Here is a 20931-nt window from a genome sequence, read left to right on the forward strand (position 1 = left end):
TGGAGCCGTTGATGGAGCGTCCCGCCTGGGCCCCCCAAGGCATCGACCTGTCCGTCCCGAGCGTGTCGCGCATCTACGACTACTACCTGGGCGGATCGCACAACTTCGAGGTCGACCGGGAGGCGGGGCGGCGGGCCATCGAGGCCTTCCCGGGCCTGCCCAAGATCATGCAGGCCAACCGCGCCCTCATGCGCAGGGCCGTGCGCTTCGCGGTGGACGAGGGCATCACCCAGTTCCTCGACATCGGCTCCGGCATCCCCACCTTCGGCAACGTCCACGAGGTCGCCCAGGCCGCGGACCCGGCCGCCCGCGTGGTCTACGTCGACCACGACCCCGTCGCGGTCGCCCACAGCCGCGCCGTGCTCGACGGGCACGAGAACGCCGCGATCGTCGCCGCCGACCTGCGGTCCCCGCGCGACATCCTCGACAGCGAGGAGACCCGCCGGCTGCTGGACCTCGACCGCCCGGTGGCGCTGCTGCTGGTGGCCGTCCTCCACTTCGTCGAGGACGCCGACGACCCCGCCAAGGCCGTCGCCGAACTGCGCGACGCGCTCGCACCGGGCAGCCTGCTCGTCCTCACCCACGCCTCCGTGGAGGGCGGCCCGCGCCGGCCGGAGGAGGGCGAGCGGGTGGAGAGCGTCTACCGCAAGGCCAGTTCGCCGCTGATCATGCGCTCGCGGGCCGCGGTGGAGGCGTTCTTCGACGGCTTCGAACTCGTCGAACCCGGCCTGGTCTCGCCGCCGCTGTGGCGGCCGGACGGCTCGGACGACGACGAACTCGACCCGGTGGTCTTCAGCGGGTTCGCGGGCGTCGGCCGCAAGGCGTGACCGTGGCCGCGGAACCCGACCCGGAGCCCGAGCCCGCCGACGGCCTGCGGCGCTTCGCGATCATCTGGAGCCGGGCGATCTACCCGGCCACCGCCACCTCCATGACCCGCGGCGAGTTCGAGGAGTACCTGCTCCCCCTCGCCGCGCGGCTGGAGGCGGCCCTGCACGCCCGGCCCTTCGACCCGCGCGCCGCCGCGGAGATCGGCTCGGCCCTGGTGGCCGCCCACTGCACGGACCCCGAGGCGCTGCCCCGCATCCTCGGCGTCGTGGACGCCTACCTGCTGCTGTACTCCCCGCTGGACCCGGCCCTGCCCGCCGACGAGGGCCGCACCCGCTCCGCCCGGCTGCAGCACTGGATCGCCTACGGCTACACGGGCGCGCTGCGCGAACGGACCCGGACGGAGCAGGAGGCCCTGTCCCGGGCCGCGCTCGCCGCCCGCACCGCCGTCGAACAGGCCCTGCACGAGAGCGAGGTGCGCTTCCGCGCCATCTTCCAGGGCGCCTCCATAGGCATCGGCATCGCCGACATGGAGGGCCGCATCCTCGACGTCAACGACGCCCTGACCGCCATGTTCGGCGGCCTGGAACGCCGCATCCTCAGCCGGAACGTCTACGACTGGGTGCACGCGGAGGACGCCCCCGAGGTCTGGGAGATGCAGCGCCAGCTCAACCGGGGCGAACGCGACCGCTACAGCGTGGAGAAGGCGTACTACCGCCCCGACGGCACCGCCCTGTGGACCAACCTGACGGTCTCGCTGCTCCGCGACCCCGCGGGGGTCCCGCAGTACATGCTCGCGCTGATGGAGGACATCACCGAGGAGCGCCTGCTCAGCGAGCGGCTGCGGTACGAGGCCACGCACGACGCCCTCACCGGGCTGGCCAACCGGAACCTGTTCTTCGAGCGTCTGGAGCAGGTGCTCGGCGGCGCCGAAGGTTCCCGCGTCGGCGTCTGCTACCTCGACCTCGACGGCTTCAAGGACGTCAACGACAGCCTGGGCCACGCGGTCGGCGACCGGCTGCTGGTGGCCGTCGCGGAGCGGCTGAAGGCCTGCGTCACCTCGCCCGACCAGCTCGTCGCCCGGATCGGCGGCGACGAGTTCGCCGCGCTCGTCGTCAACCCGGCCAGCCGCGCGGACGTCACCGGCCTCGCCGACCTCGTCCTCGCCGCACTCGCCGACCCCATCCGCGTCGACGGCCGCGAACTGACGGTACGGTGCAGCATCGGCATCGTCGAGGGCCAGGCCGGCAGCCTCGGCCCGGCCGAGGTGCTGCGCAGCGCCGACATCACCATGTACCGCGCCAAGGCCGCCGGCGGGAACCGCTTCGAGCTCGCCGACCCCGACTCCGACGCCCGCGCCATCACCCGGCACGGGCTCACCAACCAGCTGCCCGTCGCCCTGGAGCGCGGTGAGTTCTTCATCGAGTACCAGCCACTCGTCCGGCTGTCCGACGGCAGCGTGCGCGGCGCGGAGGCGCTCGTGCGCTGGTGCCACCCGGTGCACGGGGTGCTCGGCCCCGACCGGTTCATCGCGCTGGCGGAGAGCACCGGGCTGATCGTGCCGCTCGGCCACTGGGTGCTCCAGCAGGCCGCCTGGCAGGCCAGGGACTGGCAGTTCCCGCGCAGCGACGGCCATCCGCTGCGGATCAATGTCAACCTGTCCCCGGCGCAGCTGGGGCATCACGGCCTGGTCCCGGAGACACTCGCCGTCATCAAGGACGCCGGGCTGGAACCGACCGCGCTGTGCCTGGAGGTCACCGAGAGCGCCTTCATCGGCGCCGACGAGGAACTGCTCCGCCCGCTGCGGGAGTTCGCCGACCTGGGCATGGCCATCGCGCTGGACGACTTCGGCACCGGCTACTCCAACCTGGCGTCGCTGCGCCGGCTGCCGATCACCACGCTGAAACTGGACCGCTCGTTCACGCGCGGCATGCAGCAGCACCCGGCGGACCCGGTCGACGTGAAGATCGTGGAGGTCGTCGTCGACCTCGCCCACACGCTCGGCCTGTCGGTCACCGTCGAGGGCGTCGAGACCGGCACCCAGGCGGAGTACCTGCGGGCCCTCGGCTGCGACACCGCCCAGGGCTGGTACTACGCCCGCCCGGGCCCGCCGGACCGGCTGCACTCGCTCTCGTTGGTGGACGCGACGGCCTGAGCGGCCGGGCGTGTGACGTCGACCTGCTTGTTCGCGGGGGGTGTCGACGCTGCCCGCAGGCTCGGGCCGGCGCCCGGCCGGGCCCGCGGGACAGCGGCCGTGCCGAAGCTGTCGCAACCCGCGCCGGAACGCCGCGGGTTCGCTCCTATGCGTCCAACTCGTCGAGAAAATCACGCAGGAGGCCCGTGAAGACCTCGGGCCGTTCAAGGTTGGGCAGATGCCCGGAGCTCTCGACCACCGCCAACCGCGAGCCGGTCACGATGCGGTGCATGGCCTCGGCCTCGGCGACGGGGGTGAAGGTGTCGTCGCGGCCGACGACGATCAGGGTGGGTACGCGGACTGCGGCGAGCACGGGGCCGTAGTCCGGGCGCCGGGCGCGTCCGCGCAGTGCGGCGGCGGCGCCCTCGGGCGGGGTGCCGCGCATCATCCGCAGCACATGGGCGGCCACGTCGGGCCGCGTGGTGACGTTGTACGGCGTGATCATCCGGTCCAGCACCTCGTCGGCGTACTTCGCCATGCCCTCGTCGAGCAGACGATCGGCCGTCGCCTCGCGGGCCTTCCTGCCGTCCTCGGTGTCGGCGCCGGGGAAGGTGGCGGTGAGGACGAGCGCGGCGACGCGCTCGGGGAAGGTGCGCTGGAACTCCATCACGATCTGGCCGCCCATCGACAGCCCGCCGAGTACCACCCGGGCCACGCCCAGATGGTCCAGCAGGGCGGCGAGGTCCCGCGCGAAGGTGCCGAGCGGTGTGATCCCCGGGACCACCTCGCTCGCCCCGTAGCCGCGCAGATCGGGGGCGATCACCCGGCGCCCGGTGCCGGCCACCGCCGCCACCTGGGGCGCCCACAGGGAGCGGTCGAAGGGGTGGCCGTGGACGAGCAGCAGCGGGACGGCAGGAGCGCCCCCGACCCCCTTCCCGCCCCCGCCCTGGTCGTCGTCGTACGCGACGGTGATGCCATTGACGTGCGCGGTCGCCACGGGCCTTCCCCTTTTCTGTCGGATTCCCCAAATGCCCCACGATGTGCGGGCGTTGCACGTGATGCTAGGTGCCCTCTCCGGCTCGGTGCAATAAGATCTTTGCTCTCGGTGCAATCCAACCTGCGCTCTGGAGGGGACATGCCGACGGAGGACTACCGCGCGGTCGCCGACGCCGTGGCGGCCGACATCGCCGCGGGACGGCTGCGCCCCGGGGACCGGCTCGCGCCGCAGCGCGTCTTCGCGCGGCAGCGCGGCATCGCCAACTCAACCGCCATCCGCGTCTACGCCGAACTCGCCCGCCGCGGCCTGGCCGTCGGCGAGGTGGGCCGCGGCACCTTCGTCCGCGCCGCCGCGCCCGCAGCCGGCCCCGCGCTCGCCGAACCCGCGCGGCAGCGCATCGACCTGGAGCTCAACTACCCCGTCACAGAGGGCCAGCCGGAACTGCTGGCCGCCGGACTCGCCCCGCTGCTGCGCCCGGACGTCCTGGGCGCCGCCCTGCGCCCCCTCACCGCCGATGGCACCCCCGCGGCCCGCGAGACGTTCGCCGCGCTGCTGTCCGGGCCCGCGTGGCGCCCGGACCCACGGCGGCTGCTGTTCGCCGGCAACGGCCGCCAGGTCATCGCCGCCGCCGTCGCCGCCCTGGTCCCGCCGGGCGGCCGGCTCGGCGTCGAGCCGTTGACGTACCCCGTGATCGCCTCGGTCGCGGCACGCCTGGGGGTGAGCCTGGTCCCCGTCCCGTGCGACGAGGACGGCATCCGCCCCGACGCGCTCGCCGAACTGCACGCCCGCGCCCCGCTGCACGCCCTCTACCTGCAGCCCACCCTGCAGAACCCGCTCGGCGTCACCATGTCCGGCGCCCGCCGCGCCGAACTCGCCGACACCCTCGGGCGGCTGGACCTGCACGCGGTGGAGGACGCCGTGTGGACCTTCCTGCGGCCGGACGCGCCGGCCCCGCTCGCCGCGTACGCGCCGGATCGCGTGATCCTCGCCGACAGCCTCTCCAAGCGCCTCGCCCCCGGACTCACCGCCGGCTTCGCCCTCGTCCCCGAGCCGCACGCCGCCCCGGTGGCCGCCGCCCTGCGCTCCGCCGGGAGTCTCGCCACGGGCTTCGCCCTGGAGGCCGCCACCCGGTGGGCCGCCGACGGGACGCTCGACGCCGTGGCGGCGGCCAAACGGCGCGACGCGGCCGCCCGCGGCGAGCTGGCCGCCGAGCGGCTGGCCGGCTTCGCCGTGTCCGGCGACCCGCACGCCTACTTCCGCTGGTGGCGGTTGCCCGGCCGGTGGCGCGCCGACACCTTCGTCGCCGCGGCGGCCCGGCACGGCATCGCCGTCACCCCGGCCGCCGCCTTCGCCGCCGGGCGGGGGAGCGCCCCGCACGCCGTGCGGATCGGCCTCGCCTCGCCGTCCCCGCAGGTCCTCGGGGCCGCGCTGGACACGCTCGCGGTGATCGCCAAGGGGGCACCGGAGGACAATTCCGCCGAGTGAGCGCAAGCGGTTCGGAATCCTAGCGAGTCCGTCGCACGTGCCAATGGAAAATGCCGTAACTCACCTGATTCGCGTACGGCTTGAGTAACGTTCCGTGCTGTTCCGTATACCAGACGTGGCGGCGAAGGGGTGCGCGTGCCCGGCATCGACGAATGCCTTTCCGAGGCGTTGGCCATACCCGGTGTGCTCGGGGCGAGCGTGGTCGACTGGAGCAGCGGCCTGATCCTCGGGGCGGTCGGGCAGGAACCGGGACACGGCCACGAGGCCGCGGCCGCGGACACCACGGAGGCGGCCCGGGCGGTCGTGGAGGGGGCCACCTTCACGGCCAAGGAGCCGGGGCGCGTCCCGGTGGAGGACATCATCATCACCGCGCCGGGGAGCTACCACCTGATCCGCTTCCTGGACACGTCCTTCGACAGCGACGTCCTCCTGTACATCTGGCTGGACAGGACGGTCGCCAACCTGGCCGTCGCCCGGATCGGGCTCCAGTCGATCGCCGACCGGCTGGTGCTCGTATGACCGGGGCCGAGGCCGCGCGGCCTCCGCTCGCGCTGCGGTCCCTGCCCCGCCGTACGCCGTCCCGGGGTGTCACGGCGCCCGCCACCGCTCCCGCCCCTGTCGCCGGCGGCCCCGGCCGGTTCGGGGCGTACGCCTTCGGCGCGGCGCTCGCCCGGCTCGCCGACGCGGGGGCCAGCGGGGCGCTGTACGGGTCGGCGGGCGCGGTCTACCTGCGCGACGGCGCCGTCGTGCACGCCGAGAGCCCCTGCGCCCCCGACCTGGGCGTACGGCTGATGGCCTGCGGCCGCCTGACGCCCGACCAGTGGCGTGAGGCGGTCACCACCGCGGACGTCGGCCGCGGGGTGGGCCGGCACCTGGTGGACACCGGCCGGGTGGCCCGCGGCGAACTCGAACTGTGCCATCTGCTGGCGCTGTTCGACGCCGCGTACTTCACCCTGCTGCCCGACTCGGAGCCCGACCGGTTCCAGCCGGGCGCCACCTCGCGGCTCGGCCCGATCTCCCGGCCGGTCCCGGCGCAGCGGATCGCCCGGGAGGCACAGCGCCGGCGCACCCAACTGGAACGCGCCTGGCCGTGGGACGACACCGACGCGGGCCCCGTCGTCCCGCGCCCCGGCGAGGAGTTCCGCGGCGGACGGGCCCGCGCCCCCACCCGGGGCCAGCTGGCCGTGCTCGCGGCGGCCGACGGTCGCCGCACCCCCGTCCAGATCGCGTGGCACCTGGGCCGCTCCGCCTTCGCCACGCTGCTGGACGTCCGGCGGCTGGCCGCCGGGGGCCGGATCGCCACCGCGGCCCGGGCCGAGCCGTCCCCACCCGCCCCGCCCCCGGTGGTCGGCGGGCCGCAGCCCGCGGCACCGGCGTCCACCGATCCCACCGTCGCCCTCTTGCTCCGACTACGTGCCGCCCTGGAGGCCCGCCTGTGAGCGCCCTGCCGACCCGCCCGGCACCCGCCGACCGACCGTGGAGGAAGGCTCTGCGGCAGCTCGCCGGAAGGAGACAGCTCGTGGCACTCGAAGCCGATGTGCTGGCCGAACTCCGGAGTCTGCGCACGAGGGTGCCGCATCTGACGGGCGGGCTCGTCGCCAGCGCCGACGGCCTGGTCGTGGCGCACGACCTCAGCGGGCCGGAACCGGAGGGCGTCGCCGCGCTCACCGCCGCGGCGCTGGGCGTGGCGGCGCGCATCACGGAGGCGACGGAGCGGGGGGCCTTCCGGGAGCTGATCGTCCGCGGGGACAGCGGATATGTCGCGGCGTACGCGGCAGGCAGCGCGATGGCCCTCGCCCTGGTCGCGGGCCCCGGCTCCAACGTGGGCCGGCTGCACCTGGAGGCCCGCCGATCCAGTCGACGGATCGAGGATCTCGTCGACCTCGCGCTCCAACGTCAGGAGCGGAAATGACCGTACGACCGCCTTCACCAGCCGACAAGCCGTCGGGCACCGGACGCGGCCGCGCCGCCACGGGTCCCAGGCATTCATCACGCAACAGAACTCAACGACAAGGAAGCGAGACCGTCATGGCCAACACCGAGACCGCGCTGAAGGATGTAATGACGTCGATCGAGGGCGTCCTGGGCGTCGCTCTCGTGGACTACGGCAGCGGCATGGCCCTGGGCACCCTCGGTGGTTCCAAGGACCTCGACCTGACCGTCGCGGCCGCCGGCAACACCGACGTCGTCCGCGCCAAGATGCGCACGATGGAGATGCTCAACCTCAAGGAGCACATCGAGGACATCCTGATCACCCTCAACACCCAGACCCACATGATCCGGCTGCTGACCGGGCGTTCGGGCAAGGGCCTCTTCCTCTACGTCGCGCTGGACAAGGACCGCGCGAACCTGGCGATGGCCCGCCACCAGCTCAAGCGCATCGAGTCCGACCTGGAGATCTGACCCCGCCCGACCCGAGCACCCGCGGCCGGTGACGGCCCGGCACACGAGGCGACGCCGCCGTGTGCCGGGCCGGTCCCGTGCGAAGGGGGATCAGCCGTTCGCCGGGGCGGAGCCGGCCGGGGCGGCCGAGTGCGAGCCGTGCCCCGCGTGGTGCTGGCCCTCCTCGACCGTGCCGCCGAGCTCCTTGCGGACCGGTTCCAGGGCGTCGGGGTCGGCCTCGACCACCCACCGCTCGCCCACCAGGTACGAACCGCCGTACGGCTGCGCCTCCTCCAGCCAGGACTTCTGCCCCGCGGCACTGGCGAAGGTGACCATCACATACGCCCCCCGTGCCGTCGTGCACGCCCCCTGGCGCAGCTCGTCGACGTCGGTCTGCACCTGCGGGGTGCAGCCGATCGCCCGGCCGATCCGTTCCAGTGCCACCGGGCCGTCCGGCGTCCCGGAGTCCTGGCCGCCACAGGCCGTCCCGAGCAGTGCCACCGCCACGGCGGCGGCCGCCCGCGGACCCCACGTACGGATCACGGACACCCGCATCACCCTTCCCCAGCGTCCACACCGGCCGCACCGATCGCACAGCCGCCCACGCGCACCGCGCGCCCGCAGACGGTATCCCGGACCCCGTGGAACCCGTACGGCCTTGCGAAAGCCGCGCCCGTCCGGCAGCCGGTATGACAAAATCCGCCGCCGCCCCCGGGGAGGCCGGACCACCCGTGACGCGGGCACCTCCGATCGGGCATACTCCATCGCGCCGAAGCCGCAGGTCGGACCATGCCGTGACCCGGCGGGAGACCATGGGCGGAGGGTACGTATACCGGTAGCGCCGCCACATCCTGGGCGGACGCCGCCGCCGCGCCCGACAGGGAGGAGAGCGCCGCCATGACCCACGACGGCCCCCAGCCGGTGGAACGCCAACTGCCCACCGAGGAGGCCCGCGACCTGCTCACGCTCGTGCGAGAGCTGGCCCAGCGGGAGATCAAGCCCAAGGCGGCCGGGGAAGAGGACGCGGGCATCTTCCCGCGCGACACCTTCCGCCTGATCGGCGAGGCCGGCCTGCTCGGCCTGCCCTACCCGGAGGAGTACGGCGGCGGAGGCCAGCCGTACGAGGTGTACCTCCAGGTACTGGAGGAACTGGCCGCCGCCCGGCTCACGGTCGGCCTCGGCGTCAGCGTGCACACCCTGGCCTGCCACGCGGTCGCCCACTTCGGCGCCAAGGAGCAGCGCACCGAGTACCTGCCCGCGATGCTGGAGGGCTCGCTGCTGGGCGCCTACGGCCTGTCCGAGCCGGCGTCCGGCTCCGACGCCGCCTCCCTGCGCACCCGGGCCACCCGGGTGGACGAGGGATGGCGCATCGACGGCACGAAGGCGTGGATCACCCACGGCGGCGTCGCCGACTTCTACACCGTGCTCGCCCGCAGCGGCGCCGAGGGCCCGCGCGGCATCACCGCCTACCTCGTCCCGGGGGACGCAGAAGGCCTGTCGGCGGCGCCGCCGGAGAAGAAGATGGGCATGAAGGGTTCGCCCACGGCCCAGCTGCACCTCGACGGGGTCACCGTGCCCGACACCCGCCGGATCGGCGAGGAGGGCCAGGGCTTCACGATCGCGCTGTCCGCCCTCGACTCCGGGCGCCTCGGCATCGCCGCGTGCGCGATCGGCGTCGCCCAGGCCGCCCTCGACGAGGCGCTCGCGTACGGCATGACCCGCCGGCAGTTCGGCCGGCCCGTGGTCGACTTCCAGGGCCTGCGCTTCATGCTCGCCGACATGGCGACCCGGATCGAGGCCGGCCGGGCCCTGTACCTCGCGGCCGCCCGGCTGCGCGACGCCGGCCGTCCGTTCTCCCGGCAGGCCGCCATGGCCAAGCTGTTCTGCACCGACGCCGCGATGCAGGTGACCACGGACGCGGTCCAGCTGCTCGGCGGCTACGGCTACACCGCCGACTTCCCCGTCGAGCGGTACATGCGCGAGGCCAAGGTCCTGCAGATCGTCGAGGGCACCAACCAGATCCAGCGGATGGTCATCGCCCGCAGCCTCGCCGGGCCGGAGAGCAAGGCCCCGTAGCCGTCCTCCCGCGCCCAGGCCCGTGACGCCCCGGGGCCGCGCCGTCCGTGAGGACCGGCGCGGCACCGCGGCCGCGCGAGCTCAGGCGGCGTGCTGGAACCGCACCCGGATCGGCTGCGAGCCGGGGCCCCCGACGTGCGAGAAGGGCTGCATACGCCAGTCGAGGCCGTCCGGCAGCGTGAGCAGCTGCCCCCAGTCCTGGTCCTCGGCGGAGTCGTCCCCGTCGGCCGGGGTCGCGTCCGCGGCGGGCCGGCCCGAGCCGGGGCAGACCGTCAGCACGAAGGGATTCCACGGCGACGAGCACAGCGCGTGCTCCGGCAGCACGTCCTCGTCGGCGAGCAGCGCGATCGGGCGGGCGCAGTCGGGGCAGTGCAGGCGGAAGATCTCGTACGCCTCGTCGTCGAAGGCGTCATCGGTGGAGTCCGGAGCGGAGTCGGCGTCGGAGTCCGTGTCGTCCGCCGTCAAGAGCGCGAGCACCTGGGTGCGTTCGTGCTCCTCCCCGAGCGCGGCTGTCGTGCCTTCGCCGCGGCTGTGTCGTGCGTGGGTACGCATGGGTGCATCTCCCCCTCAGAAGAACGCCCATCAGTGGGGCCGGCCAGGGCTCTCGGCCGCGGCCATAGCGAGCATTTCCCGCCACCCGGGTGCGGTAATCACCGTCACTGCCACGACCGTTGGCATTGGGTGTGGCCTTCGTCACACGACGTCGCCGCGGAGACTTCCGTGCCCACTCCGACGCTGCCGTGCGCCCGCCGTGCGCCCTCCCCGCGGCCGTCGCGCGCTCAGCCGGCGTCCGGACCTGTGGCGTCGCGGGGCGGGGCGGTGCTTTTTCTGACGACCAGTCGGACACCGAGCTCCACGCGCATGGTGCCGAGATCCCCCGCGTCCCCGGAGTGGGCCATCCGCAGCAGCATCTGCGTGGCCTCCTCGGCCATTTCGAGCAGCGGCTGATTGACGGTGGTGAGTGCCGGGCTCGCCCACTGCGCCAGCGGGATGTCGTCGTACCCGACGACGGACAGGTCGCGCGGCACCTGAAGTCCCTTGACCCGCGCGGCCTCCAGGACGCCGAGCGCCTGCAGGTCGCTGCCCGCGAAGATCGCGGTCGGCGGGTCGGGCCGCTCCAGCAGTTCGATCGCGCCGTCGTGGCCGCCCTGCACATGGAAGTCCCCGTACCGGATGAGACCGGGGTCCACCGCGAGCCCCGCCATGCCCATCGCGGAGCGGAATCCGTCGAGCCGGGCGAGCGAGCAGAGCATGTCGTCCGGGCCGGTGATGATCCCGATGCGGCGGTGGCCGAGCTCGATGAGGTGCCGGGTGGCGGCGACCCCGCCGGCCCAGTTGGCCGAGCCCACGGAGGGCACGTCGGGTTCGGGGTCGCCGGCGGGGTCGATGATCACGAAGTTGATGGCTCGCGAGCGGAGTTTGCGCTTCAGGTCGTCCGGGAGCGTGGAGAAGACCAGGACGACGCCGAGCGGCCGGCGGCGCAGCACCCCCTCGATCCACTCCGGGCCGGGGGAGTGCCGGGTGCCGCTCTCGGTGAGCACCACGCTCATGTTGCGGCTCTTGGCGACGTTCTCCACGCCGCGGATCAGCTCCATGGCCCAGATGCTCTCGAGCTCGTGGAAGACGATCTCGATCAGCCGGGACTCGGGCTGGGTGGGCGCCGGGCGCTGGTAGCCGTTGGCCTCCAGCAGCCGCTCGACCTTGCTCCGGGTCGGCGCGGCGACATCGGGACGGCCGTTGAGGACTTTCGAAACTGTCGAAAGTGACACGCCGGCTTTCGACGCCACGTCGGCCAGGGTGATCCGGCCGCCCTCGATCTCATCTTCATGCATGGCGCACAGGATAGAGCACCCCGCTCGCCGCTGTTCGATAACGGTTTGGTCCCGGGGATTCCACCCTGTTGACCCCGGGCTGAGGGAAGCCTACGGTCCGTCGTCAGGCGAATTTCGGCAAAGTAGCCGAAACTTTCGAGAGGTCGAAGATGAAGAAGCGTGCGTGGTTTCCCCGTGCCGTCGCCGGTGGCGCGGCACTGGCACTGGGCCTGACCCTGACGGCCTGCGGCGGTGGCGACTCCTCCGCCGGCGGTGGTTCCGGGACGATTCACGTCCTGGTGTACGGCGACTCCGCCAACAAGGTGGAGAAGCAGATCGTGGCCGAGTTCAACAAGACCTCCAAGGTCAAGGCGGTCCTCGACACCATCCCCGGTGCGGACTACCAGCAGAAGCTGCAGACGATCATCAACACCAAGCAGGCTCCCGACGTCTTCTTCAACTGGGGCGGCGGCAGCATCCAGCCCTTCGTCAAGGCGGGCCTGCTCCTGCCGCTCGACGACTTCATCGCCAAGGACCCCGGCCTGAAGGACAACTTCCTGTCCTCCGTGTTCAACACCGCGGTGATCGACGGGAAGGCCTACGGCGTCCCGATGCGCGGCACCCAGCCCGTCCTGATGTTCAACAACAAGAAGGTCCTCGCGGACGCGGGCGTCCAGCCCCCGCAGACCTGGGACGAGCTCGTCGACGCGGTCAAGAAGCTCAAGGCCAAGGGCGTCACCCCGATCGCCCTCGGCGGCGGCGACCAGTGGCCCACCCTCATGTGGTTCGAGTACCTCTACGACCGCATAGCAGGCCCGGAGCTGTTCACCAAGGCGCTGTCCGGCGACAAGAGCGCCTGGGAGAGCGAGGACAGCAAGAAGGCACTGGACATGATCAAGCAGCTCATCGACGCCGGCGCCTTCGGCACCAACTACGACTCGGTGAAGTTCACCGACGGCGGCTCGCCCGCCCTGCTGGCCGCCGGCAAGGCCGGCTTCGAGCTCATGGGCTCCTGGGAGTACTCCACGCAGCAGGACGCCAACCCGGACTTCGCGAAGAACGACCTCGGCTACACCTCCTTCCCGACCGTCACCGGCGGCAAGGGCGACAGCGCGGACATCGTCGGCAACACCAACAACTTCTACTCGGTGCTGAAGAAGACCGAGCACCCGGAAGCGGTCGCCGAGTTCCTCAAGCTCATGTACTCCGACGACTTCGTGAAGCAGCAGCTGGCCATCGGCAACCTGCCGACCACCACGAACACCACCAAGTTCCTCGACACGGCCGACAACCCGGACTACCTGAAGTACCAGTTCGACCTGGTCGACAAGGCCCCGTCCTTCCAGCTGTCGTGGGACCAGGCCTACCCGCCCTCGGCCATCACCCCGATCCACCAGGCCGTCCAGCAGTTCTTCAACGGGCAGATGGACGCGGCGGCCTTCATCAAGGCCATGCAGGCCCTGCCCACCGCCTGAGAGCGACGACCCCCATGGTTTCCCTCGCCGCCACCGTGACGGGCAAGCGACAGACCCAGCGCCCGGCCGGCCGCACCGTCGGCCGGCCGGGCCTGGCCTGGGCGCTCCCCGCCACCGTGTTCTTCGCCCTGTTCGCCCTCGTTCCGCTGGTGATGGTCGCCGTACTGTCCTTCACCGCGTGGAACGGCCTCGGCTCGCCGGAGTACGCCGGCTTCGACAACTGGGTCCGGCTCTTCCAGGACCCCGTGATGATCAAGAGCCTCTGGCTGAGCGTCCTGCTCACCGTGCTCGGCGTCGTCGTCCAGACCCCGCTGAGCATCCTGCTCGGCGTGTGGGCGGCCGGCCCCCAGCGCAACCGGGCCGTGCTGTCCGCGATCTTCTTCGTGCCGCTGCTGCTGTCGGCCACCGCGGTCTCCGTGCTCTGGCGAGCACTGCTCGACCCGAACTTCGGCGTGCCCTCCCAGGCGCGCTGGCTGTTCGGCGACGGCAATCTCTTCGGTACGCAGACCGCCGCCATCGGGGTGCTGGTGTTCGTCAGCACGTGGCAGTTCACCCCGTTCCACGCCCTGATCTACCAGGGCGCCACCCGGGCCATTCCGCAGGTGCTCTACCAGGCCGCGGAGATCGACGGGGCGGGCACCGTACGGCAGTTCTTCCACATCACGCTGCCGCAGCTGCGCAACTCGATCATCACCTCGGTGATCCTCATGGTCGTCGGCGGTCTCACCACCTTCGACACCGTGCTGATCCTCACCCAGGGCGGCCCCGGCACCGACACCACCATCAGCGCCTACTACATGTACGACAAGGCCTTCAAGGGCTTCGACTTCGGCGCGGGCGCCGCGATCGCGCTGATGCTCGTCGTCGTCGCGACCGTGATCTCGCTGGTCGTGGTCAAGGTCTCCGGCTACGACAAGATGGCCGGCACCAAGGAAGGGCTCTGATGAGGCGCCGCCCCAACTATCTCGCGGGCCTCGGCGCCCTGGTGTGGCTCGCGCTGATCGGCCTGCCGCTGTACGTGATGCTCGGCGCGACCGTGCAGTCGCGCTCGGCGTACAGCGCGAACGGCCCGCTGTCCTTCCCGAAGTCCTTCACCCTGGACAACTACCTCCAGGACTTCAGCAACGGCTTCGGGCAGTACTTCCTGAACACCGTGGTCGTCACCGTCAGCGTCGTCGCCATCGTCGTGCTGCTCGTGCCGCCGCTGGCGTTCACCATCGTCCGCAACCGGGGACGCGGCACCTCCGGGGTGTTCCGGCTCTTCCTGCTCGGGCTGGCCATCCCCGCCCAGGCGGTGATCGTCCCGATGTTCTACGTCATCAGCAAGGCCGGGCTCTACGACAACCTTGTCGGCGTCATCCTGCCCACGGCCGCCTTCTGCCTGCCGGTCTGCACACTGATCCTCACCGGCACCATGCGCGACATCACCACCGAACTCTTCGAGGCCATGGCCGTGGACGGCGCCTCCGTCAGCCGCACCTTCTTCCAGCTGGTGGTGCCGCTCTCCAAGAGCGGGCTGTCGACGATCGTCGTCTTCTCCGCGCTCCAGGCCTGGAACGGCTTCCTCTTCCCCCTGGTGCTCACCCAGTCGGACGAGACCAAGGTGATCACGCTGGGCCTCTACAACTTCCGGACCCAGTACGGCATCAACATCCCCGGCCTGCTGGCCGCCGTGGTGCTGTCGACCATTCCCGTCCTGCTCGTCTACCTGTTCGCCCGCCGTGCCCTCGTCCAAGGGCTGATGGGTGTCGGAGGAAAGTGAACGACAACGTGACCGCCGACTCCCGCGTCGAGGCGCTCATCCGCGAGATGACCCTGGACGAGAAGATCGCCCAGCTGTACGGCGTCTGGGTCGGCGCATCCAACGAGGGCGCCGAAGTCGCCCCGCACCAGCACGACATGGACCAGCCCCCGAGCCTCGACGACCTCCTGCCCACCGGGCTCGGCCAGCTCACCCGGCCCTTCGGCACCGCCCCCGTCGACCCCGCACTCGGCGCGCTGTCCCTGATGCGCACCCAGGAACGGATCGCCGCCGCCAACCGCTTCGGCATCCCCGCCATGGCGCACGAGGAGTGCCTCGCCGGCTTCGCCGCCTGGGGCGCCACCACCTATCCCGTACCGCTGTCCTGGGGCGCCTCCTTCGACCCGGAACTGGTCCGGGTCATGGCCGCCGCCATCGGCCGCGACATGCGCGCGGTCGGCATCCACCAGGGCCTGGCCCCCGTCCTGGACGTCGTGCGCGACGCCCGGTGGGGACGGGTGGAGGAGACCATCGGCGAGGACCCCTACCTGGTGGGCACCGTCGCCACCGCGTACATCCAGGGACTGGAGTCGGCCGGCATCGTCGCCACCCTGAAGCACTTCGCCGGCTACTCGGCCTCCCGCGCCGGACGCAACCTCGCGCCGGTGAGCATGGGACCGCGCGAGCGCGCCGACGTCGTCCTGCCGCCCTTCGAGATGGCGGTCCGCGAGAGCGGAGTGCGCTCGGTGATGCACGCCTACACCGACACCGACGGCATGCCGTCGGCCGCCGACGAGGAACTGCTCACCGGACTGCTCCGCGACACCTGGGGCTTCGACGGCACCGTGGTCGCCGACTACTTCGGCATCGCCTTCCTCAAGACCCTGCACGGCGTCGCCGCCGACTGGGCCGACGCCGCCGGCACCGCGCTCACCGCCGGTGTCGACATCGAGCTGCCGACCGTCAAGACCTTCGGGCAGCCGCTGCGCGAGGCCGTCGCCGCCGGCCGGATCGACGAGAAGCTGGTCGACCGAGCCCTGCGCCGGGTCCTTGCGCAGAAGGCCGAACTCGGCCTGCTCGACCCCGGGTGGAGCCCGGTGCCGCCCGTCCTCGCCGGGGCCGACCTCACCGACCCCGAGAGCCTGCGCGGCACCGTCGACCTGGACCCCGCGGCCCACCGCGCGCTGTCCCGGCGGCTCGCCGAGGAGTCGGTGATCCTGCTCAGCAACGACGGCGTCCTGCCGCTGCACCGGCCCGCCAGGATCGCCCTCGTCGGCCCCCAGGCCGAGACCCCGTCCGCCGTCCTGGGCTGCTACTCCTTCCCCGTCCACGTCGGATCGCAGCACCCGGGCACCCCGCCCGGCATCGACCTGCCGACACTGCGCCAGGCGCTGGTCGCGGAGTTCCCCGGCGCCGAGATCGTCACCGTCGCGGGCTGCGGCATCGACGACGCCGACACCCAGGGGTTCGCGGCGGCCGTGCGCGCGGCGCGGGACGCGGACGTGGTCGTCGCCGCGCTCGGCGACCGGGCGGGCCTGTTCGGGCGCGGCACCAGCGGGGAGGGCTGCGACGCCGAGTCGCTGACCCTGCCCGGTGTGCAGCAGCAACTGCTCGACGCGCTCCTCGACTCGGGCACGCCCGTGGTGCTCACCCTGCTCGCCGGGCGGCCCTACGCCCTGGGCCGGGCCGTCACCGAGGCCGCCGCGATCGTGCAGTCCTTCTTCCCGGGACAGGAGGGCACCCCGGCGCTCGCCGGCGTCCTCGGCGGCCGTATCGCCCCCTCCGGGCGCCTGCCGGTCAGCGTGCCCGCCCACCCCGCCGTGCAGCCGTCCACCTATCTGGCCGCGCCGCTCGCCCGGGCCAGCGAGGTCTCCAACATCGACCCGGCCGCCGCGTTCGCGTTCGGCCACGGGCTGACGTACACGACCTTCGCGTGGGACGGCCTCGACGTGCCGGGCACGGGCACCGGCCCGGACGGCCGCGCCGTCACCGGCACCGACGGCGAGGTCGAACTCTCCTTCACCGTCCGCAACACCGGCGACCGCGCGGGCAGTGAGGTCGTCCAGGTCTATCTGCACGACCCGGTCGCCTCGGTCGTGCAGCCGGTGCAGCGGCTCGTCGGCTACCTGCGGCTCCCGCTGGAGGCGGGCGAGGCGTCCCGGGTCCGGGTGACCGTGCCCGCCGACGTCGCGGCGTTCACCGGCCGCGACGGCCGGCGCGTCGTGGAGCCGGGCGCACTGGAACTGCGGCTGGCCGCCTCCAGCACCGACGTCCGGCTCACCGTACGGGCCGAACTCACCGGGCCTGCACGGCAGGTGGACCACACCCGCAGGCTGCACGCACAGGTCACCGCCGCCGGGGCCGGCGCGTGACGCGGTCCGACGGTACGGGGGAGGCGGACGCGGGCTTCGCGGCCGCTGCCCCCGTACTGCCGGGCTGCCACCCCGACCCGAGCGTCTGCCGGGTCGGCGACGACCACTACCTGATCACCTCGACCTTCGAGTACTTCCCCGGCATCCCCGTCTTCCACAGCCGCGACCTGCTGCACTGGCGGCCCATCGGCCACGTCCTGGACCGCACTTCGCAGGTGGACCTCGGCTCGGTGGCATCCTCGCAGGGGATCTTCGCGGCGACGATCCGTCACCACGAGGGCCGCTTCTGGGTCGTCACGACCCTTGTCGGGGGCACCGGGAGGAACGGCACCTTCGTCGTCACCTCCACCGAACCCGCGGGGCCCTGGAGCGACCCGGTGTGGCTCGACGACGCCCCCGGTATCGACCCCTCCCTGTTCTTCGACGACGACGGCCGCGCCTGGTGCACGGGGACGCGGCTCGCGGAACCGGGGGAGTGGGAGGGCCAGACCGACGTCTGGCTGCGGGAGTTCGATCCCGTCGCGGTCGCCCTCACCGGGCCCGAGCACCTGCTGTGGCGCGGCGCGCTGCACGGCGCGGTGTGGGCGGAGGGCCCGCACCTGTACAAGGTCGACGGCCGGTACTACCTGCTCGCCGCCGAGGGCGGCACCGAGCACCGGCACGCCGTCAGCGTCGCTCGCGCCGACCACGTCACCGGGCCCTGGACGGGCAACCCCGCCAACCCGGTCTTCACCCACCGGCACCTGGGCCGGGACTTCCCCGTCGTCGGCGTCGGCCACGCCGACCTCGTGCACACCGCCGCGGGGGAGTGGTGGGCGGTGCTCCTCGGCAGCCGCCCCTACGGCGGCTACCACCCCAACCTCGGGCGGGAAACCTTCCTCGTCCCCGTGACCTGGGAGGACGGCTGGCCGGTCTTCGCACCGGGCGTCGGCACCACTCTCGGGCCGTTCCGCCGGCCGCGGACCCCGGGCCCTGCCGGTGAGCCGTACGGGGAGCCGGTCCGCGACGACTTCGACGGCCCGGCGCTGCGCCCCTCCTGGAACCAGGTGCGCACCGGCGAGCCGTTCTGGTCGCAGACCGCCCGGCCCGGCTTCCTACGGCTGCCGCTCGGTCCCGCGACGCTCGCCGACACCGCCACGCCCTGCTTCCTCGGGCGACGGCAGCAGCACCAACGGGTCAGCGTCTGCGCGCTGTTCGACGTGGCGCCGCGGACGCCCGGCGAGTGGGCGGGACTGGCCGTCCGGCAGTCCGAGGCCGACCACCTTGTGCTGGCCGTCGCGGGCGACGGCCGGGGCGGCCGCCGTGTGCTCGCCGCCGTCCGCGAGCACGGCGCGCACCGGATCGTCGCCGAGGCACCGCTGCCCGTGGGCCCGGTGGTCCTGCGCATCCACGCGGAGGGCCAGCGCTATGGACTGCGGTACGCTCCGGCGGGCGCCGGCGCCGCTGCCGTGCCGCGGGAGACCGAACTGGCCGTCGTGGACGGCGGCTTCCTCAGCTCCCCGCGCGCCGGAGGCTTCCTCGGAGTGTGGCTCGGCCCCTACGCCACCGCGCACGGGGCCGTCTCGGCCACCGCCGCCGACATCGACTGGTTCGACTACCAGCCCCTCACCGCCTGACCGATCCGGAGCCACCGCCTTGTTCACCGACCTACCCGAACCGGAACTGCGCGCCCACCGCAGCAGCCAGACCGCGCCGGACGACTTCGACGACTTCTGGGACGCCACGCTCGCCGCGGCGCGTGCCGCCGCGGCACCCGGCGCCGTCACGGTCGAGCCCGTCGCCACCGGCCTGCGCACCCTGCACGTCTTCGACGTCACCTTCCCCGGCCACGGCGGCGAGCCCGTGCGGGCCTGGCTGCGGCTCCCGCGCGGCGCCGAGGGCCCGCTGCCCGCGGTCGTGACGTACGTCGGCTACGGCGGCGGCCGCGGACACGCCCTGGAATCCCTGCTGTGGGCGTCCGCGGGCTTCGCCCACTTCCACATGGACACCCGGGGCCAGGGCTCCGGGTGGAGCCGCGGCGCGACCCCGGACTCGGGCCCGGCCGGCCCGCAGGCCCCCGGCATGATGACCCGCGGCATCGAGGACCCCCACCAGTACTACTACCGGCGGCTGTTCACGGACGCCGTGCGCGCCGTCGACGCGGTGCGCACCCTGCCCTCCGTCGACCCCGAGCGCGTGGCGGTCCTCGGGGCCAGCCAGGGCGGCGGCACCGCGCTCGCGGTCGCGGCCCTGGTCCCGGACGTCGCGGCCCTGGTCGCGCACGTGCCGTTCCTGTGCGACTTCCCGCGCGCCGTCGTTGTCACCGACGCCGACCCGTACCGCGAGATCGGCCGCTACCTCGCCGTGCACCGCGGCAGCGCCGACCGCGTCCACCGCACCCTCTCGTACTTCGACGGCGTCAACTTCGCCGCCCGCGCCCGCGTTCCCGCCCGTTTCTCGGCCGCCCTGATGGACGAGATCACCCCGCCCTCGACGGTCTTCGCCGCGTACAACGCCTACGCGGGGCCCAAGGCGATCACCGTCTGGCCCTACAACGGCCACGAGGGCGGCGCCGTCGACGACGACGAGGCCGCCCTGGCGTTCCTGCGGTCGCGGCTGGGGGAGTAGCCGGGGGCCCGTGAGGTGCGGCGGGCGCGGGTGGTGCGCCGGGTTCCCCGGGGCTCGGACCCAGCGGCAGGTGTCCCAGGTCTTGCGGCTGTGCATCTGACACGGTCGTCACGCGGCGTAGGGCCTTGCAGTCAGGGCCCTAGCGGGGCCGCTCCAGGGTCTCGCCCGTCTCCAGCAGGGTCTTGAGGCCCGAGACCAGGGCGGGCCAGCCGTGCCGGACCATGCCGAGCACGGTGCTGCCGGGGTCGTGGGCCTCGTGGACCACGGTCAACTTGACCGTGTCGCCGAGCGGTTCGATCTCGAACGTCACCCGGGACCGCTGCTCCCGGACCAGCCGAGCGAGTGTGTCCGCGTCCACGCCGGCGTTCTCGGCCCAGCGCGGGGTGAAGGTGTGCCAGGTGTACGACAGCCGCCGGTGCGGCTCGGACTCCAGGACGACCTGCTCCGGGTCGGCGGTCCGGGCGCCCTTCTCCTCCCAGACCATGGGCGACCCCGGCCGCCAGTCGGTCTCGAACGCCACACCCCAGTAGCGACGTGTGAACGCCGGATCGGTCAGCGCCTGCCAGAGGCGTTCCGGCGTGGTGCGGATGTAGGTCGTGTAGACGAACGCGCTCTCGCTCATCGCCGGCAGCTCCAATGCCCTGTGCAGGTCCGCCAGCGCGCGGGCGCGCTCGCGGTCGTACTGGCCGATCCACCGCTCGGCGATGGCGTTGACGGGGGCGGCGTTGAGGAAGTGCAGCTTCTCGCGGCCGCGACGGACGGTCGTCACCAGGTGCGCCGCCTCCAGGACGGCGAGGTGCTTGCTGACCGACTGCCTGGCCATGTCGAGGCCGGCGCACAGCTCCCGCAGGGTCTGCCCGTTGCGGGCGTTGAGGCTGTCGAGCAGCCTGCGCCTGCTGGCGTCCGCCAGCGCCTTGAAGATCGCGTCGTCCATGTCCCGCCGTCCAGGACAGGCAGCCGCCCGGCTGCCTGTCCCGTCGACCATAGGCAGCCACCCGGCTGCCTGTCAACGCGGGACCCGGCGGG

At 72.9% G+C, this 20931-nt stretch carries 19 protein-coding genes; 14 read left to right on the top strand and 5 right to left on the bottom strand.

The window, feature by feature from the left end:
• The first annotated feature begins 11 nt into the window (after positions 1 to 11).
• Together ABZ883_RS27150 and ABZ883_RS27155 are read left to right on the top strand one after the other, a co-directional pair.
• Positions 12 to 827, top strand: coding sequence for an SAM-dependent methyltransferase (locus tag ABZ883_RS27150; protein WP_360910495.1), 816 nt, complete (start codon positions 12 to 14; stop codon positions 825 to 827).
• Positions 824 to 2980, top strand: a complete 2157-nt coding sequence (locus ABZ883_RS27155) for an EAL domain-containing protein (RefSeq protein WP_360910497.1) — start codon at positions 824 to 826, stop codon at positions 2978 to 2980. The genes ABZ883_RS27150 and ABZ883_RS27155 overlap by 4 nt, the downstream gene beginning before the upstream one ends.
• Positions 2981 to 3125: 145 nt before the next feature.
• Here ABZ883_RS27155 and ABZ883_RS27160 read toward each other — a convergent pair whose 3' ends face one another.
• Complete coding sequence (locus ABZ883_RS27160) at positions 3126 to 3956, bottom strand: alpha/beta fold hydrolase (RefSeq protein WP_360910499.1); 831 nt, start codon at positions 3954 to 3956, stop codon at positions 3126 to 3128.
• Positions 3957 to 4094: 138 nt separating this feature from the next.
• Here ABZ883_RS27160 and ABZ883_RS27165 point away from each other — a divergent pair, with 138 nt between their 5' ends.
• The 5 genes from ABZ883_RS27165 to ABZ883_RS27185 all read left to right on the top strand — a co-directional run bounded on the left by ABZ883_RS27165 (position 4095) and on the right by ABZ883_RS27185 (position 7844).
• Positions 4095 to 5441 (top strand): PLP-dependent aminotransferase family protein, encoded by a 1347-nt coding sequence (locus ABZ883_RS27165; RefSeq protein ID WP_360910501.1) that lies wholly within the window; start codon positions 4095 to 4097, stop codon positions 5439 to 5441.
• 135 nt (positions 5442 to 5576) lie between these two features.
• Positions 5577 to 5960, top strand: a complete 384-nt coding sequence (locus tag ABZ883_RS27170; protein ID WP_360910503.1) for a hypothetical protein — start codon at positions 5577 to 5579, stop codon at positions 5958 to 5960.
• Positions 5957 to 6880 carry a transcriptional regulator gene (locus tag ABZ883_RS27175; RefSeq protein ID WP_360910504.1) on the top strand — a complete coding sequence of 308 codons (924 nt, stop codon included), beginning with the start codon at positions 5957 to 5959 and terminating at the stop codon, positions 6878 to 6880. The genes ABZ883_RS27170 and ABZ883_RS27175 overlap by 4 nt, the downstream gene beginning before the upstream one ends.
• An 80-nt stretch (positions 6881 to 6960) precedes the next feature.
• Positions 6961 to 7353, top strand: coding sequence for a roadblock/LC7 domain-containing protein (locus ABZ883_RS27180; protein WP_319658275.1), 393 nt, complete (start codon positions 6961 to 6963; stop codon positions 7351 to 7353).
• A gap of 116 nt (positions 7354 to 7469) precedes the next feature.
• Complete coding sequence (locus ABZ883_RS27185; protein WP_360910506.1) at positions 7470 to 7844, top strand: hypothetical protein; 375 nt, start codon at positions 7470 to 7472, stop codon at positions 7842 to 7844.
• 90 nt (positions 7845 to 7934) lie between these two features.
• Here ABZ883_RS27185 and ABZ883_RS27190 read toward each other — a convergent pair whose 3' ends face one another.
• Entirely contained in the window at positions 7935 to 8372 is a 438-nt protein-coding gene (locus tag ABZ883_RS27190) for a hypothetical protein (RefSeq protein ID WP_360910508.1), read from the bottom strand.
• Positions 8373 to 8720: 348 nt separating this feature from the next.
• On the opposite strand from ABZ883_RS27190, the gene ABZ883_RS27195 reads away from it, so the two are divergent.
• Complete coding sequence (locus ABZ883_RS27195) at positions 8721 to 9899, top strand: acyl-CoA dehydrogenase family protein (protein WP_360910510.1); 1179 nt, start codon at positions 8721 to 8723, stop codon at positions 9897 to 9899.
• An 81-nt stretch (positions 9900 to 9980) separates the two neighbouring features.
• Here ABZ883_RS27195 and ABZ883_RS27200 read toward each other — a convergent pair whose 3' ends face one another.
• The gene (locus ABZ883_RS27200) at positions 9981 to 10451 is read right to left on the bottom strand and encodes a hypothetical protein (protein ID WP_360910512.1); all 471 of its coding nucleotides are present in this window, start codon (positions 10449 to 10451) and stop codon (positions 9981 to 9983) included.
• Positions 10452 to 10678: 227 nt separating this feature from the next.
• Positions 10679 to 11743: a LacI family DNA-binding transcriptional regulator gene (locus ABZ883_RS27205; RefSeq protein WP_360910728.1), complete on the bottom strand. Its 1065-nt coding sequence runs from the start codon at positions 11741 to 11743 to the stop codon at positions 10679 to 10681.
• A gap of 137 nt (positions 11744 to 11880) precedes the next feature.
• On the opposite strand from ABZ883_RS27205, the gene ABZ883_RS27210 reads away from it, so the two are divergent.
• From ABZ883_RS27210 to ABZ883_RS27235, 6 genes are read left to right on the top strand one after another with little or no spacing between them, the layout of a single operon-like run.
• Positions 11881 to 13185, top strand: coding sequence for an extracellular solute-binding protein (locus tag ABZ883_RS27210; protein ID WP_360910514.1), 1305 nt, complete (start codon positions 11881 to 11883; stop codon positions 13183 to 13185).
• A 14-nt stretch (positions 13186 to 13199) separates the two neighbouring features.
• Complete coding sequence (locus ABZ883_RS27215; protein WP_360910516.1) at positions 13200 to 14129, top strand: sugar ABC transporter permease; 930 nt, start codon at positions 13200 to 13202, stop codon at positions 14127 to 14129.
• Positions 14129 to 14947 carry a carbohydrate ABC transporter permease gene (locus ABZ883_RS27220; RefSeq protein WP_360910518.1) on the top strand — a complete coding sequence of 273 codons (819 nt, stop codon included), beginning with the start codon at positions 14129 to 14131 and terminating at the stop codon, positions 14945 to 14947. Before ABZ883_RS27215 ends, ABZ883_RS27220 begins: the two co-directional genes overlap by 1 nt.
• Before the next feature lie 47 nt (positions 14948 to 14994).
• Positions 14995 to 17298 carry a glycoside hydrolase family 3 N-terminal domain-containing protein gene (locus ABZ883_RS27225; RefSeq protein ID WP_360910730.1) on the top strand — a complete coding sequence of 768 codons (2304 nt, stop codon included), beginning with the start codon at positions 14995 to 14997 and terminating at the stop codon, positions 17296 to 17298.
• Complete coding sequence (locus ABZ883_RS27230) at positions 17295 to 18914, top strand: glycoside hydrolase family 43 protein (protein ID WP_360910520.1); 1620 nt, start codon at positions 17295 to 17297, stop codon at positions 18912 to 18914. Before ABZ883_RS27225 ends, ABZ883_RS27230 begins: the two co-directional genes overlap by 4 nt.
• A gap of 19 nt (positions 18915 to 18933) precedes the next feature.
• Positions 18934 to 19905: an acetylxylan esterase gene (locus ABZ883_RS27235; RefSeq protein ID WP_360910522.1), complete on the top strand. Its 972-nt coding sequence runs from the start codon at positions 18934 to 18936 to the stop codon at positions 19903 to 19905.
• A 139-nt stretch (positions 19906 to 20044) separates the two neighbouring features.
• On the opposite strand, the gene ABZ883_RS27240 is transcribed toward ABZ883_RS27235, so the two are convergent.
• The gene (locus ABZ883_RS27240; RefSeq protein ID WP_360910524.1) at positions 20045 to 20839 is read right to left on the bottom strand and encodes a metalloregulator ArsR/SmtB family transcription factor; all 795 of its coding nucleotides are present in this window, start codon (positions 20837 to 20839) and stop codon (positions 20045 to 20047) included.
• Positions 20840 to 20931: the final 92 nt, after the last annotated feature.

This window comes from Streptomyces sp. NPDC046977, assembly GCF_040644455.1.
Taxonomy (GTDB): domain Bacteria; phylum Actinomycetota; class Actinomycetes; order Streptomycetales; family Streptomycetaceae; genus Actinacidiphila.

What these genes read in the sequence shown, in the direction of transcription:
- ABZ883_RS27150 (WP_360910495.1), top strand. Translation starts at nt 12, where the DNA reads ATGGAGCGTCCCGCCTGGGCCCCCCAAGGCATCGACCTGTCCGTCCCG.
- ABZ883_RS27165 (WP_360910501.1), top strand. Translation starts at nt 4,095, where the DNA reads ATGCCGACGGAGGACTACCGCGCGGTCGCCGACGCCGTGGCGGCCGAC.
- ABZ883_RS27175 (WP_360910504.1), top strand. Translation starts at nt 5,957, where the DNA reads ATGACCGGGGCCGAGGCCGCGCGGCCTCCGCTCGCGCTGCGGTCCCTG.
- ABZ883_RS27185 (WP_360910506.1), top strand. Translation starts at nt 7,470, where the DNA reads ATGGCCAACACCGAGACCGCGCTGAAGGATGTAATGACGTCGATCGAG.
- ABZ883_RS27195 (WP_360910510.1), top strand. Translation starts at nt 8,721, where the DNA reads ATGACCCACGACGGCCCCCAGCCGGTGGAACGCCAACTGCCCACCGAG.
- ABZ883_RS27200 (WP_360910512.1), bottom strand. Translation starts at nt 10,451, where the DNA reads ATGCGTACCCACGCACGACACAGCCGCGGCGAAGGCACGACAGCCGCG.
- ABZ883_RS27210 (WP_360910514.1), top strand. Translation starts at nt 11,881, where the DNA reads ATGAAGAAGCGTGCGTGGTTTCCCCGTGCCGTCGCCGGTGGCGCGGCA.
- ABZ883_RS27215 (WP_360910516.1), top strand. Translation starts at nt 13,200, where the DNA reads ATGGTTTCCCTCGCCGCCACCGTGACGGGCAAGCGACAGACCCAGCGC.
- ABZ883_RS27220 (WP_360910518.1), top strand. Translation starts at nt 14,129, where the DNA reads ATGAGGCGCCGCCCCAACTATCTCGCGGGCCTCGGCGCCCTGGTGTGG.
- ABZ883_RS27225 (WP_360910730.1), top strand. Translation starts at nt 14,995, where the DNA reads ATGACCCTGGACGAGAAGATCGCCCAGCTGTACGGCGTCTGGGTCGGC.
- ABZ883_RS27240 (WP_360910524.1), bottom strand. Translation starts at nt 20,839, where the DNA reads ATGGACGACGCGATCTTCAAGGCGCTGGCGGACGCCAGCAGGCGCAGG.